Below are 13,884 nucleotides of genomic sequence, written 5' to 3'. Positions count from 1 at the left end.
AATGACACAAGTCCGTCACCTCCGGCCAACAGGTCGAAAGTTAAAATGCCGGGTTACACCACGGTTACCAACTGATTAAGGGGAATCTCATGGCGCTCGTTTCCATGCGCGAACTGCTCGACCACGCCGCCGCCAACGGCTACGGCATTCCGGCTTTCAACGTCAACAACCTCGAACAGGTGCAGGCCGTGATGGCCGCCGCCGACGAAGTCGGCGCGCCGGTGATCCTGCAAGCCAGCGCCGGCGCCCGCAAATACGCCGGCGAGCCCTTCATCAAGCACCTGATCCAGGCCGCGATGGAGGCCTACCCGCACATCCCCCTGGTGATGCACCAGGACCACGGCACCTCGCCCAAGATCTGCGAAGGCGCGATCAACCTGGGCTTCGGCTCGGTGATGATGGACGGTTCGCTGATGGAAGACGGCAAGACCCCGGCCTCGTTCGACTACAACGTGGACGTGACCCGCAAGGTGGTGGACATGGCGCACAAGGTCGGCGTCACCGTGGAAGGTGAGCTCGGCTGCCTGGGCAACCTGGAAACCGGCGAAGCCGGCGAGGAAGACGGCATCGGCGCCGAAGGCAAGCTGGACCACAGCCAGATGCTGACCGACCCCGAGGAAGCCGCCGTCTTCGTCAAGGCCACCCAGCTCGACGCCCTGGCCATCGCCATCGGCACCAGCCACGGCGCCTACAAGTTCAGCCGCAAGCCCACCGGCGACATCCTGGCGATCAGCCGCGTGAAGGAAATCCACAAGCGCATTCCCAACACCCACCTGGTGATGCACGGTTCCTCGTCCGTGCCGGCCGAGCTGCTGGCCATCATCAACCAGTACGGCGGCAAGATGAAGGAGACCTACGGCGTGCCGGTCGAGGAGATCCAGGAAGCCATCAAGCACGGCGTGCGCAAGATCAACATCGACACCGACATCCGCCTGGCGATGACCGGCGCGGTGCGCAAGTTCCTGGCCGAGAACCCCGACAAGTTCGACGCCCGCGAGTGGCTCAAGCCCGCGCGCGAAGCCGCCAAGCAGGTCTGCAAGGCCCGTTACCTGGAGTTCGGCTGCGAAGGCCAGGGCAGCAAGATCAAGGGCGAGAGCCTGCAGGTCGTCGCGGCGAAGTACGCCAAGGGCGAACTCGCCCAGCTCGTGAACTGAGCGTCCACCGCTCCCTCGAAAACGCCACCACCGCCGGTGGCGTTTTTCATGGCGCTCAATCCTCCCATGCAGCGGCCTGGATGGCCGCCACGATCTCGCGGCCCGAGCGCACCAGCGCAGGCCCGAAGTTCTCGTGCAGCAAGGCCCCCTGCAGGCGCGAGGCCGGCCCGCCCACGGTGAGCGCCAGCGGCTCGCGGCCGTCGCCCAGGTCGATGCCCACGCCGATCGCGGCGATCTCGCTCTCCCATTCGGATTCCGACGTCACGCAGCCGCGCTCGGCGTGGTCGGCCTCGGCGCGCCGCAGCCCGGCTTCGCGCACCGGCCACAGCGCCGCGTTTTCCGCCTGCAGCCGGCCGGCGATCAGCGCCCGCATGCCCGGTGGTGTGGCGCACCAGATCGCACGCCCCATCGCGGTCTCGGCGAACGGCAGGCGCGTGCCCACGTCCAGCCCGAGGATGAGGCGCGCCGTGCTGCGGCAGTGCGCTACATAGACCACCGAGGTGCCATGCCGCACACCCAAGGAGATCGCGGCCTGGGTGTGCTCGGCCAACGTCTCCATGAACGGCCGCGCGATGCGCCCGACCTGGAAGTTGGACAACACGCTGAAGCCCAGCGAGAGCACCGCCGGGCTCAGCGCGTACTCGCCAGTGGCCGCGCGGTGCCGCAGGTAGCCCAGGCTGGTCAGCGTGAACGTGAGGCGCGAGACGGTAGCCTGCGGCAACCCGGTGCGGCGCGCGAGTTCCTGGTGCGCGAGCCAGCGGTCCGACGGGCCGAAGCTGCGCAGCACCGTGAGCCCGCGCGCCAGGGCGGTGACGAAACGGCGGTCCTCGGCGGGATCGATGTCGGCCAGCGGGGTCGCTGGCGTGTGGCGCTGGCGCCCCATGGGATGTCTCCTTTTTCTGCAGATCGGAATACGGCACCTCCCGTATTCCGCGCATCGGAATTCTGAGGCTCTTTCGTCGGATGCCGGATGCTCGGTTTCCCTGAATGGCATTTACACGGCCAAGGCGTGGACCGTATATTGATCTTCATCTTCTTGTTTTCCGCCAAGCGGAATCAAACACCATGCCCTCGCAAACGGCCCACTGGCCGCCCGGCCTGCCCCGGCAACTCACGCTGCCGCAGACCAACCTCTTCTACAACCTCGAGGTCTCGGCCACGCGGTTTCCCGACAAGCCCTTCATCGTCTTCTACGACACGCCGCTGAGCTACGCGCGCTTCCTGCGCGAGGCCGAGCACATCGCCGGGCACCTGCAACAGGTGTGCGGCGTGAAGCCGGGCGACCGCGTGCTGCTGTGCATGCAGAACAGCCCGCAATGGGCCCTGGCCTTCTACGGCATCCTGCGCGCCAACGCGGTGGTGGTGCCGGTGAACCCGATGAACCGCGAGGAAGAGCTGCGCCATTGCCTCAGCGACAGCGGCGCGCAGGCGGCCTTCGTGGCGCAGGACCTGTTGCCGCAGCTGCGACCGCTGCTCACCACCGAGGCCGAGGGCGAAGGCCTGCGCCACCTCGTGGTCGCCACCTACAGCGACCACCTGCGCGTGCCCACCGAACTGCGCGTGCCCGACTTCGTGGTCGCGCCGCGCTCACCCATCGAAGGCCCCGGCCTCGTGGCCTGGGCCGACATGGTGGCCGCCGCCCGCGCGCCCGGGCCGCTGACCACCGGGCCCGACGACCTCTGCGCCATGCCCTACACCTCGGGCACCACCGGCCTGCCCAAGGGCTGCATGCACACCCACCGCAGCGTGATGAGCACGCTGGTCGGCGGCGTGCGCTGGTTCGGCACCTCGCAGGACGCGGTCTGTCTCTCGGTGCTGCCCTTCTTCCACGTCACCGGCCTCTCCGGCAGCCTGAACGGCCCGCTGTACGCGGGCGCGACCCTGGTGGTGCTCTCGCGCTGGGACCGCGAGGTCGCCGCGATCTGCATGCAGCGCTACCGCGTCACGATGTGGCAGGCGATCTCCACCATGGTGATCGACTTCCTCGCGCACCCGCAGCTCGACCAGTTCGACCTGGCCAGCCTGGCCTGCGTGCGCGGCGGCGGCGCGGCCATGCCCGACGCGGTGGCCGCGCGCCTCAAGGCGCTCACCGGGCAGGACTACATCGAGGGCTACGGCATGTCCGAGACCATGGCCGCCACCCACATCAACCCCACGCACCGGCCCAAGCCCCAGTGCCTGGGCCTGCCGGTGTTCGACGTGGACGCGCGCGGTGCTCGACCCCGACACCCTGACCGAACGCCCCGCCGGCGAGACCGGCGAGATCGTGGTGCACGGGCCGCAGCTCATGCAGGGCTACTGGCGCAACCCGCAGGCCACCAGCGAGGCCTTCATCGAGATCGACGGCCAGCGCTTCCTGCGCACCGGCGACCTCGGCCACGTCGACGAAGAAGGCTACTTTTTCATGACCGACCGGCTCAAACGCATGATCAACGCGAGCGGCTTCAAGGTCTGGCCGGCCGAGGTGGAGGCGCTCATGTACCACCACCCGGCGATCCAGGAAGCCTGCGTGATCGGCGTGCGCGACGCGCGCCGCGGCGAGACCGTCAAGGCCCTGGTGGTGCTGCGGCCTGGACAGCGGGGCCAGGTCAGCGAACAGGACGTGATCGACTGGGCGCACGGCCACATGGCCGCCTACAAGAGCCCGCGCATCGTGGAATTCGTGGAAACGCTGCCCCGCTCGGGCAGCGGCAAGGTGATGTGGCGCGAACTGCAGGCGCAGCAGGCCGCGCGCGACGCACAGACACCCCATCCCTCCTGAGCAACCGCCCACCCGGCATCACCACAGAAGGAGACAAGGCATGCAACACCCCTCATCACCCCCCTCGAAGCGCCGCCGCGCGCTGCTGCTGGCCAGCGCCGCCAGCGCGGGCCTGGCCCCGTTCGGCCTCGCGCAGGCGCAATCGCCCGCGTACCCGAACCGCCCCGTGACCATGATCATTCCCTGGCCCGCCGGCGGCTCGACCGACCGCCACCTGCGTGCGCTCGCCGAGATCGCCAGCAAACACCTGGGCCAGCCCATCGTGATCGAGAACCGCCCCGGTGCCGGCGGCACCCTGGGCCCCAGCACCATGGCGCAAACCGCCAAGCCCGATGGCTACACCATCGCCCAGTTCCCGCTCGGCCTGCTGCGCATGCCGCACATGCAGAAGACCAACTGGGACCCGCTGACCGACTTCACCTACATCATCGGCGTCTCGGGCTACACCTTCGGCCTCACCGTCAAGGCCGACTCGCCCTACAAGACCTTCAAGGACTACATCGAGGCCGCGCGCAAGCAGCCCGGCGCCATCAACTACGGCTCCACCGGCACCGGCAGCAGCCCGCACCTGCTGATGGAAGAGCTGGCCGGCAACGCCAAGGTGCAGCTCACGCACGTGCCCTTCAAGGGCAACGCCGACCTGCAGGCCGCCCTGCTCGGCGGCCATGTGATGGCGCAGAGCGACGCCAGCGGCTGGGACAAGTACGTGGACGGCGGCCAGATGCGCCTGCTGGTCACCTTCGGCGAACAGCGCACCCAGCGCTGGCCCGAGGTGCCCACCGCGCAGGAGCTCGGCTACGGCGTGGTGTCCACCTCGCCCTATGGCCTGGCCGGCCCCAAGGGCATGGACCCGGCCGTCACCAAGGTGCTGCACGATGCGTTCAAGAAGGCCATGGAGGACCCCAGGCACATCGAGGTGCTGGGCCAGCTCAACCAGGCCATGTGGTACCGCAGCGGCGACGACTACCGCAAGTGGGCGGCCGAGACCTACGCCAAGGACAAGACCCTGATCGAGCGCCTGGGGCTCGCCGCCAAATAGGCGCCGCACCGGCGGACTCGACTTTCGGCCCCATCCCGCCGCCAACTTGCGATAATCTCCCGGAATGGTTCAAAGCCCGTTGGCTGTTCAACGGGCTTTTTTCTTGTCCTGCTTTTTTCCGATCCGATCATGACCTCTGCCTTGCACACCTCGGCCCTGACCTCCCTGCCCCTGCTGGCGCGCGGCAAGGTGCGCGACAACTACGCCGTGGGCGACGACCGCATTCTGATGGTGGCGAGCGACCGCATCAGCGCGTTCGACGTGATCATGGGCGAACCGATCCCCGGCAAGGGCGAGCTGCTCACCCGGCTCTCGCTGTTCTGGTTCGACCAGCTCGGCCCCAAGGGTTTGAACATCTGCCCGATCCACCTCACCGGCGACGCACCCGAGAGCGTGGTCTCGCCCGCCGAGGTGCCGCAGGTCACCGGCCGCTCGATGCTGGTGCAGCGCCTCAAGCCGATCCCGGTGGAAGCCGTGGTGCGCGGCTACCTGGCCGGCAGCGGCTGGAAGGAGTACCAGGAAAGCCGCTCGGTCTGCGGCGTGAAGCTGCCCGAGGGCCTGCAGAACGCCTCGCAATTGCCCGAGCCCATCTACACGCCCGCGGCCAAGGCGGCCATGGGCGAGCACGACGAGAACATCACCTTCGAGCGCACGGTCGAGATGATCGGCCCCGAACTCGCCGCGCAGATTCGCGACGTGTCGATCGCGCTCTACAAGGCGGCCGCGGCGATCGCGCTGAAGAAGGGCATCATCATTGCCGACACCAAGTTCGAGTTCGGCCTGGACAAGGCCGGCAAGCTGGTGCTCATGGACGAGGTGCTCACGCCCGACAGCTCGCGCTACTGGCCGGCCGAGAGCTACGTGGTGGGCCAGAACCCGCCCAGCTACGACAAGCAGTTCCTGCGCGACTGGCTGGAGACCGCGCAGGTCAGCGGCAAGCCCTGGGACAAGACCCCGCCCGCGCCGCGCCTGCCGCGCGAGGTGATCGAGAAGACCGCCGCCAAATACCAGGAGGCGCTCACGCGCCTCATGAACTGATCAGCTGAGAACCACGCTGGAGAGGCGGCGGCGGTAGGTCGCCACCGTCGGGTCTTCCGGCGGCACCTGGCCTTCGGCCACCTTGGGCTTGGGTGGGTCGATCACGTCGAGGATGGCGATGAAGGTCTTGCGCGCCAGCTCCTCTTTCCAGGCCTTGTCGCGCATCAGGATCTCCAGCAGTTCGTCCATGGCCGCCGTCCACTGGCCGTAGGCCATGAGCAGTTGCGCGAGCGCGAAGCGCGATTCGAAGTCGCGCTTGTTGGCGGCGATGGCGGCCTGCAGCTCCGCCGCGCGGGCATCGGGGTCGGCCACCTCGGCCTGCGCATCGCGCGCGGCCATCCAGCGCTGCAGCGAGTCGAGCCGGCGCACGCCCGCGGCCTTGGCGATCACCGGGGCGAACGCCACCTTGGCGTCGTCGTCCTGCCCCATCTCCAGCAGCAGCTTCACGAGGTCGAAGCGCGCGTCGTCGTTGTCCGGTGCCGCCTGCACCGCCTCGCGCATCTTCTCCAGCGCGCCGTCCAGATCGCCCTGGGCGAGCGCGTCCTGCGCATCGGGCTCCACCGCCTCGGCCTCGGCTTCGTCGCCGCCGGGGGGCAGGTGCTTGTCGAGGAAGGCCTTGATCTGGCCCTCGGGCATCGCGCCCATGAAACCATCGACCGGCTGACCGTTCATGAGCAGCACGCAGGTGGGAATGCTGCGGATGCCGAAGGCGGCGGCGAGCTGCTGCTCCTGGTCGGAATCGATCTTGACCAGCTTGAAGCGGCCGGCGTAATCGGCCTCCAGCTTCTCCAGCAGCGGGCCGATCACCTTGCAGGGGCCGCACCACGGGGCCCAGAAATCCACCAGCACGGGGGTGTGCATCGAAGCCTCGATGACCTCGGCTTCAAAGTTGGCGACGGTGACGTTGATCATGGGAGCGGCCTGGGCAAACGTAAAATCCACACTTTACCGGAGACGCCATGCCCTGCCATGCGCGCGACCGCTCCAGCCCCCCGCGGGGGGCGCACCGGCCAGAGGCACCGTCATGAACTCCATCCAAGTGGGTGTGCTCATGGGCTCCAGCAGCGACTGGGACACCATGCAGCACGCCGTGCAGATCCTGCAGGACTTCGGCATCGCGCACGAGGCGCGCGTGGTCTCGGCGCACCGCATGCCCGACGACATGTTCACCTACGCCGAGGCGGCCGCCGGGCGCGGGCTCAAGGCGATCATCGCCGGGGCCGGCGGCGCGGCGCACCTGCCGGGCATGCTGGCGGCCAAGACCGTGGTGCCGGTGCTCGGCGTGCCGGTGGCGCAGCAAACACCTCAGTGGCGTGGACTCGCTGCACAGCATCGTGCAGATGCCCAAGGGCATTCCCGTGCGCAGCCTTCGCCATCGGCGCGGCCGGCGCGGCCAACGCGGCGCTGTTCGCCGTGGCCCTGCTGGCCAGCCACGACCCCGAGCTGCGCCACAAGCTCGACACCTTCCGCGCCCAACAGACCGCCGCCGCCCGCGCGATGACCCTGCCCGCATGAGCCTCAAGACCCTTCTCCCCGGCAACCCTTCCGTGCACAGCGGCCAGCAGACCACGCTGGGCGTGATGGGTGGCGGCCAGCTCGGCCGCATGTTCGTGCAGGCGGCGCAGGCCATGGGCTATTTCACCGTGGTGCTCGACCCCGATCCGGCCAGCCCCGCCGGCCTGGTCAGCCACCACCACATCAAGACCGCCTACGACGACGAGCAGGGCCTGGCCCAGCTGATGCAGCGCTGCGACGCCATCACCACCGAATTCGAGAACGTGCCGGCGCACGCCCTGCTCACGCTCGCGGCCCAGCGGCCGGTCGCCCCGTCCGCCGCCTGCGTGGCCGTGGCGCAGGACCGCGTGAAGGAGAAGGCCCACTTCGAGCACTGCGCGCCCATCAGCGGCGTGGCACCGGCGCCGCACGCCGTCATCACCACCGACGCCTCGCTCAAGGCCGTGCCGGCCGATCTGCTGCCCGGCATCCTGAAGACCGCGCGCATGGGCTACGACGGCAAGGGCCAGGTGCGCGTGTCCACGCGCGAGGAACTCGCCGCCGCCTGGGACGACCTGGACAAGGTGCCCTGCGTGCTGGAGAAGCTGCTCCAGCTGCGCGCCGAATGCTCGGTGATCGTGGCGCGCGGCGCCGACGGCCAGGTCGTGAGCTTCCCGGTGCAGAAGAACACGCACCACGACGGCATCCTCGCCCTCACCGAGGTCTTCGACGGCGCGCTCGATCCCACCCTGGCACAGCGCGCGCAGGCCAGCACGGTGGCGATCGCGAACCACCTGCAGTACGTGGGCGTGCTGTGCGTCGAGTACTTCGTGGTGCAGAACGCCGATGGCGCGCTCGACCTTGTGGTCAACGAAATGGCGCCGCGCCCGCACAACAGCGGCCACTACACGCAGAACGCCTGCGACCTGTCGCAGTTCGAAGCCCAGGTGCGCGCGCTTGCCGGCCTGCCGCTGCCCACGCCGCGCCAGCACAGCCCGGCCATCATGGTCAACCTGCTGGGCGATCTCTGGTTCGCGCCCAATGCCGTGCGCGCGCAAGCCAGCAGGACACCCGTGTCGCCGCCCTGGGGCGCGGTGCTGGCCCTGCCCGGCACCCACCTGCACCTCTACGGCAAGCTGGGCGCCCGCCCGGGCCGCAAGATGGGCCACCTCAACATCACCGGCGCCAGCGTGGCCCAGGTGCGCGAGACCACCGCGCAGGTGCTGGCGCTGCTCGGCCTGCCCGCGCTCGGCGCCTGAGGCGCGCCATGCCACCGCCGCTGCTGTCCGCGCAAGACCCCGCCGCCATCGAGCGCGCGGCGCAGCGCCTGGCCGACGGCTCGCTGGTGGGCATGCCCACCGAAACCGTCTACGGCCTCGCGGCCGATGCCGACAACGCCACGGCGGTGCACCGCATCTTCGAGGCCAAGGGCCGCCCGGCCGACCACCCGCTGATCGTGCACCTCGCGCCCGGCCCGGGCGCGCACGGCTGGCGCGCCGGCGTGGACCACTACGCGCGCGAAGTCCCCGCCTTTGCCGCCGCGCTCATGCACGCCTTCTGGCCCGGCCCGCTCACGCTGATCCTGCCGCGCCGCGAGGGCGTGGCTGCGGTCGCCGCCGGCGGGCAGGACTCGGTCGGCCTGCGCTGCCCGGCCCACCCCGTGGCCCAGGCCCTGCTGAGCGCGGCCGCCGCGCGCGGCGTGAGCGGCGTGGCGGCGCCCAGCGCCAACCGCTTCGGCCGCGTGAGCCCCACCACCGCCGCGCACGTGGCCGAGGAGTTCGCCAGCCTGGCGGAAGACGAATTGCTGATCCTCGACGGCGGCGCCTGCCCGGTGGGCATCGAATCCACCATCGTCGACTGCACGCGCGGCCACCCCGTGCTGCTGCGCCCCGGCATGATCACCGTCGCGCAACTTGAAGCGGCCTGCGGCCAGCCCCTGCGCGAGCGCGACGAGGCCGCGCCGCGCGCCTCGGGCACGCTGGAATCGCACTACGCGCCGCGCGCCAAGGTGCGGCTGATGGACGCGCATCAGCTGCGCTCGGCCTTCCAGGTGCTGGGCAACGACGCGAAGCACATCGCGCTCTACGCGCGCAGCCCCGTGGAGCCCGCGCGAAGCGTGCCGCGCCGGCGCATGCCGGACGACGCGGCCGCCGCCGCCCAGGAACTCTTTGCCGTGTTGCGCGAGCTGGACGCCACCGGCGTGCGCCTCATCTGGGTGGAAACGCCACCGGAAGACCCAGCCTGGGACGGCGTGCGCGACCGGCTGAGGCGCGCCGCGGCATGAGGAGGAACACCCCCCTGCGCCGCTTTGCGGCTTCCCCCCTCTGTGGCGCGCCTTCGGCGCTTCGAGGGGGGACGGCATCTCGGGCCGGCGGAGCCGGACCCTTGATGCCCCTGGACGGGGCTGCTTCATCCGATGCGGGTCGCGCTCCGGCGCGGTGAACGCGGGGTTCAGTCCGGCAACGACGCCGTCCACTCCAGCAAGGCATCCAGCGCCGGTCGCGCAGCCGGTGCATTCGGGTGGTTGATGAAACCGACCACCACATAACGCGCGCCATTGGCCGCGTTGACGTAGCCGGCGATGCCGGTGACGTCGCGCAGCGTGCCGGTCTTGACCCAGGCGTTGCCGCGCGCGGCGCTCTGGCCACCGCGCGCCAGCCGCGCCGCGGTGCCGCTGACGCCTGCGATCGAAAGCGACTGCACGAACTGCACGCCCTGCGGGTGGCGCGCGGCGTGGCGCAGCAGGCCCGCCAGCGCCTCGGGCGTGATGCGCTCCTCGCGCGAGAGGCCCGAGCCGTTGTCGAGCACCGGCCCCGGCATGCGGGGGCCGAAGGTGCGTTTCCACCAGTCGGTCACGACCTCGCGCGAGTATTCGAAGCGCGCCGGGCGTGAGGGCACCAGCCGGGCGGCGGCCGAACCCGGGGCCACCATGGCCAGCACGGGCGTGGCCGTCTGCGGCGGCGCCAGCTGGCCCAGCGTGAGGAACACCTGCTGCGCCATCACGTTGTTGCTCCACTGGTTCACGTCCACGATGACCTCGGACAGGGGCAGCGAGCGCGCCTCGTGCAGCAACTGCACCTCGGCCGGCATGGTGCCGTCGCGCACCTGGCCGGTGATGGAGCCGCCGCTGGCGCGCCACAGACCTTCCATCGCGCGCGCGGCGTAGCTCGCGGGCTGCTGGTAGGCCACGGGCCACTTGAGTTCGCCGCAGACCTGCGGGTAGCGGCCCTCGAAGCGGATGCTGTTCGGGTCGTCGAAGCGGGCCTGCACGGTGCCGCGCCAGTCCCCGCAGGCGGTGCCGCGCGAGAGCGGCACGGAGGCGTCGACCGCCAGGCCGGCCATGGGCGGCTCGCTGACCACGCGGGCCACGCCGTTGGCCAGATCGGGCTGGAAGGTCAGGATGACCGACTTGAAGTTGACCAGCAGCGCGTCGGGCGTGGCGTTGTAGGGCCGCAGGGCCTCGCCGTCGAAGGCGCCGGGGTCGATCGCGGGCAGCTCGAACGCGCTGTGATCGAGCACCATGTCGCCCAGGATCACGCGCACGCCCTTGGCCTGCAGGGCCAGGTAGGCCTCCTGGATGCGTTCGAGCACGAACTTGGGATCGCCGCCCCCGCGCACGTACAGGTTGCCGCGCAGCACGCCGTTCTCGACCGTGCCGTCGGTGTAGAAGCGGGTGTTCCAGGTGAAATCGCTGCCCAGCAGGTCGATGGCGGCGTAGGTCGTCACCAGCTTCATCACCGAGGCCGGGTTCACCGGGGTGCTGGCGCGGTGGCGCAGGCGCTCATGGGCGTCGGGATCGACCGAGATCACCAGCGCCGACAGCGCGCTGGCCGGCACCTGGGCCCGGCTCATGGCCCCCAGCACCGCGGGCGGCAGGGGGTCGCTCCGGCCCGCCATCTGGGCGCACGCGGGCAGCGCCAGGCCGGCCAGCAGGCTCAGCACCAGCCCGCGCACCGGGCGCAAGGCGGTCACACGGCGGAGGAAGTCGATATCGAACATGGTGTTTCATTATGAAACGGCACCGGGGGAAGAACCGGCCACGGCTGTGTGAATGGCCGTTGCGGTGGATGGCCGGCGGCGCGCCCCCACCCCGGAAGCGGGGGCACCCGGTGCCCGATAATCCCGGGATGCCTTCCGCCTCGCGCCTGCTCGCCCTTGAAACCAGCACCGACACCCTCTCGGTCGCCCTGGGCAGCGGCGCGCCCGACGGCCCGCTGTGGCAGCACAGCGGCCCGGGCGGCGCGATGGCGTCCACCACCCTGCTGCCGCTGGTGAAACAGCTGCTCGATGCCTCGGGCTGGGCCCTGAACAGCCTGGACGCCGTGGTGTTCGGCCGGGGGCCGGGCTCGTTCACCGGCCTGCGCACCGCCTGTGCTGTGGCCCAGGGCCTGGCCTACGGAGCGCAGGATGCGGCCCGCCCGCGGGGCCTGCCGGTGCTGCCGGTCGACACCCTCCTCGCCCTGGCCGAAGAGGCCCGCTGGAACCACCAGCACGCCGGCCAGACCCCGCCCAAGCGCATCGCCGCCCTGCTCGACGCCCGCATGGGCGAGCTGTACGTTGCGCACCTACGCCTGCGCGCCGGCAGGGCTGTCACCGCTGGCGCCGGCCCGCCTGTGCGCGCCGGCCGACCTGGGCGCACACCTTCAGGCCGATGGCGCCACCCTGCTCGCGGGCAACGTGTTCGACAGCTATGCCAGCGCCCTGGCCGAACTGCCAGGCACCCGCCTGCCGTCCCTGCCCACGGCCGCCGCGCTGCTGCGCCTGGCGCCCGGCCTGCTGGCCGCGGGCGCGGCGGTGGCCGCGCGCGATGCCCTGCCGCTGTACGTGCGCGACAAGGTGGCCCAGACCACCGACGAGCGCGAACGCCTGAGAGCGGCCTTGGCGGCCGTCACGCCCTGAGGCTCACGATGGACACCACCGTGAACGCCCTGCTGCGGGCCATGACCCCCGGCGCCACCCAGCCCCCGCAGGCGGTGCTGCGCACTGCCGGACACCGTGCGCCCCCCGGCCACCCGCGAACGCCGCATCGCCTTCGAGCCCATGACCGAGGCCGACCTGGACGCCGTGCGGGCGGTGGAAGTCACGGCCTACGCCCACCCCTGGTCGCGCAAGCATTTCCACGATTCGCTGCAGGCCGGCTACCCGGCGGTGTTGCTGCTGGGCGAGGCGCTGCCAGGTGAACAGGCGCAGGCCGTGCGCGCCGACGGCCGCGTGCTGCTGGGTTACCTCGTTGGCAGTGCCGGGCGTGGACGAGGTGCACCTGCTCAACATCACCGTGGCGCCGGCCCACCAGCGCCAGGGTTGGGCGCGCTTCATGCTCGACGCGCTGGTGCTGTGGTCGCGCGGCCAGCAGGCCCAGTGGCTCTGGCTGGAGGTGCGCCAGAGCAACGAAGCGGCGCGCCGCCTGTACGAGCGCTACGGTTTCTCGCAGGTCGGCCTGCGCAAGGGCTACTACCCGGACGGCCACCTGCGCCGGGAAGACGCCATCGTCATGAGCCTGAACCTGATGGCGGCGCGGGGCACCCGATGAGCGACGACGTGCTCGACACCTCCTTTGTTCCGCTGCTCGATGCGCGCCAGCGCGCCATGCTGGCCGAGATGGGCGTGCGCGTCTGGGCGCCCAGGCCGGTGCCGCCGGCCGTGGCGGCCCCCGTGGTGGAGGCACCCCAGGCCGCCGCCGGGACGCCCAAGGTCGCGGCGCCACCGGTCACCGCGCCTTCGCGCCCGGTGCCAACCCCAGCCCCGAGCAGCGCGCCGCTCGCGCCCGCCGAAGCCCCTCCCGCCCGCCCCAGCCACGTGGACCGCATGGACTGGTCCGAGCTGCGCGAGACCGTGGCCAACTGCCAGGCCTGTGGCCTGTGCAAGGGCCGAAAGAACACCGTGTTCGGCGTCGGCGACGTGCAGACCGACTGGATGATCGTGGGCGAAGCGCCCGGTGAAAACGAAGACCTGCAGGGTGAACCCTTCGTGGGCGCGGCCGGCCAGCTGCTCGACAACATGCTGCGCGCGGTGGGCCGCAGCCGCCAGGGCGAGGGGGTGCAAGGCGCCTACATCGCCAACGTGCTCAAGTGCCGACCGCCCGCCAACCGCAACCCGCAGCCCGAGGAAGTGGCGCGCTGCGAGCCCTATCTGGTGCGCCAGGTGACGCTGGTCAAGCCCAAGGTCATCGTGGCGATGGGGCGCTTCGCGGTGCAGTCGCTGCTCAAGACCACCGAACCCATCGGCCGCCTGCGCGGCCGGGTGCACCGCTACGAAGGCGTGCCGGTGATCGTGACCTACCACCCGGCCTACCTGCTGCGCACCCCCGGCGACAAGGGCAAGGCCTGGGCCGACCTGTGCCTGGCGATGCACACGCTGGACAACGCCTGAGGAAGGCCACGCGATCCGGTGCCGGGCCG

Annotated in this window: 11 protein-coding genes and 3 pseudogenes; 11 read left to right on the top strand and 3 right to left on the bottom strand. The window is 70.7% G+C overall.

Features of this window, described 5'->3' with window-relative positions:
- Positions 1 to 89 precede the first annotated feature (89 nt).
- Positions 90 to 1,154, top strand: a complete 1,065-nt coding sequence (fba, locus tag ACFJGX_RS07505) for a class II fructose-bisphosphate aldolase (protein ID WP_382153638.1) — start codon at positions 90 to 92, stop codon at positions 1,152 to 1,154.
- A gap of 55 nt (positions 1,155 to 1,209) precedes the next feature.
- Here fba and ACFJGX_RS07500 read toward each other — a convergent pair whose 3' ends face one another.
- Positions 1,210 to 2,037 carry an IclR family transcriptional regulator gene (locus tag ACFJGX_RS07500; RefSeq protein WP_382322134.1) on the bottom strand — a complete coding sequence of 276 codons (828 nt, stop codon included), beginning with the start codon at positions 2,035 to 2,037 and terminating at the stop codon, positions 1,210 to 1,212.
- Between the two features lie 182 nt (positions 2,038 to 2,219).
- On the opposite strand from ACFJGX_RS07500, the pseudogene ACFJGX_RS07495 reads away from it, so the two are divergent.
- From ACFJGX_RS07495 to ACFJGX_RS07485, 3 genes and pseudogenes are all read left to right on the top strand, one after another.
- Positions 2,220 to 3,915, top strand: a pseudogene (locus tag ACFJGX_RS07495) (long-chain fatty acid--CoA ligase).
- A gap of 40 nt (positions 3,916 to 3,955) precedes the next feature.
- Positions 3,956 to 4,954, top strand: coding sequence for a tripartite tricarboxylate transporter substrate binding protein (locus ACFJGX_RS07490; protein WP_382322136.1), 999 nt, complete (start codon positions 3,956 to 3,958; stop codon positions 4,952 to 4,954).
- Positions 4,955 to 5,083: 129 nt separating this feature from the next.
- Positions 5,084 to 5,992, top strand: a complete 909-nt coding sequence (locus ACFJGX_RS07485) for a phosphoribosylaminoimidazolesuccinocarboxamide synthase (protein WP_382153627.1) — start codon at positions 5,084 to 5,086, stop codon at positions 5,990 to 5,992.
- Here ACFJGX_RS07485 and trxA read toward each other — a convergent pair whose 3' ends face one another.
- Positions 5,993 to 6,904: a thioredoxin gene (gene trxA / locus ACFJGX_RS07480; RefSeq protein WP_382322137.1), complete on the bottom strand. Its 912-nt coding sequence runs from the start codon at positions 6,902 to 6,904 to the stop codon at positions 5,993 to 5,995.
- A gap of 112 nt (positions 6,905 to 7,016) precedes the next feature.
- On the opposite strand from trxA, the pseudogene purE reads away from it, so the two are divergent.
- The 3 genes and pseudogenes from purE to ACFJGX_RS07465 all read left to right on the top strand — a co-directional run bounded on the left by purE (position 7,017) and on the right by ACFJGX_RS07465 (position 9,770).
- Positions 7,017 to 7,507 (top strand): annotated as a pseudogene (purE, locus tag ACFJGX_RS07475) (5-(carboxyamino)imidazole ribonucleotide mutase).
- A complete protein-coding gene (locus ACFJGX_RS07470) occupies positions 7,504 to 8,745 on the top strand; it encodes a 5-(carboxyamino)imidazole ribonucleotide synthase (protein WP_382322138.1) in 1,242 nt (413 codons plus the stop codon). Before purE ends, ACFJGX_RS07470 begins: the two are co-directional and overlap by 4 nt.
- Before the next feature lie 8 nt (positions 8,746 to 8,753).
- Positions 8,754 to 9,770 carry an L-threonylcarbamoyladenylate synthase gene (locus ACFJGX_RS07465; protein WP_382322139.1) on the top strand — a complete coding sequence of 339 codons (1,017 nt, stop codon included), beginning with the start codon at positions 8,754 to 8,756 and terminating at the stop codon, positions 9,768 to 9,770.
- A 167-nt stretch (positions 9,771 to 9,937) separates the two neighbouring features.
- Here the strand turns inward: ACFJGX_RS07465 and dacB are convergent, their stop codons facing one another.
- Positions 9,938 to 11,485: a D-alanyl-D-alanine carboxypeptidase/D-alanyl-D-alanine-endopeptidase gene (gene dacB, locus ACFJGX_RS07460; RefSeq protein ID WP_382322140.1), complete on the bottom strand. Its 1,548-nt coding sequence runs from the start codon at positions 11,483 to 11,485 to the stop codon at positions 9,938 to 9,940.
- A gap of 11 nt (positions 11,486 to 11,496) precedes the next feature.
- Here dacB and tsaB point away from each other — a divergent pair.
- The 4 genes and pseudogenes from tsaB to ACFJGX_RS07440 form a co-directional block, all read left to right on the top strand.
- Positions 11,497 to 12,012 (top strand): annotated as a pseudogene (gene tsaB / locus ACFJGX_RS07455) (tRNA (adenosine(37)-N6)-threonylcarbamoyltransferase complex dimerization subunit type 1 TsaB); the annotation flags it as partial.
- 31 nt (positions 12,013 to 12,043) lie between these two features.
- Positions 12,044 to 12,385 (top strand): hypothetical protein, encoded by a 342-nt coding sequence (locus ACFJGX_RS07450; protein ID WP_382328864.1) that lies wholly within the window; start codon positions 12,044 to 12,046, stop codon positions 12,383 to 12,385.
- Between the two features lie 337 nt (positions 12,386 to 12,722).
- The gene (rimI, locus tag ACFJGX_RS07445) at positions 12,723 to 13,016 is read left to right on the top strand and encodes a ribosomal protein S18-alanine N-acetyltransferase (RefSeq protein WP_382328630.1); all 294 of its coding nucleotides are present in this window, start codon (positions 12,723 to 12,725) and stop codon (positions 13,014 to 13,016) included.
- Complete coding sequence (locus ACFJGX_RS07440) at positions 13,013 to 13,855, top strand: uracil-DNA glycosylase family protein (RefSeq protein WP_382328131.1); 843 nt, start codon at positions 13,013 to 13,015, stop codon at positions 13,853 to 13,855. The genes rimI and ACFJGX_RS07440 overlap by 4 nt, the downstream gene beginning before the upstream one ends.
- Positions 13,856 to 13,884 lie beyond the last annotated feature (29 nt).

Source organism: Hydrogenophaga sp. UC242_50, assembly GCF_042697355.1.
GTDB lineage: Bacteria > Pseudomonadota > Gammaproteobacteria > Burkholderiales > Burkholderiaceae_C > Hydrogenophaga.
Note: the sequence above shows the minus strand (reverse complement) of the source record. Positions and strands in the feature narration are given on the sequence as shown.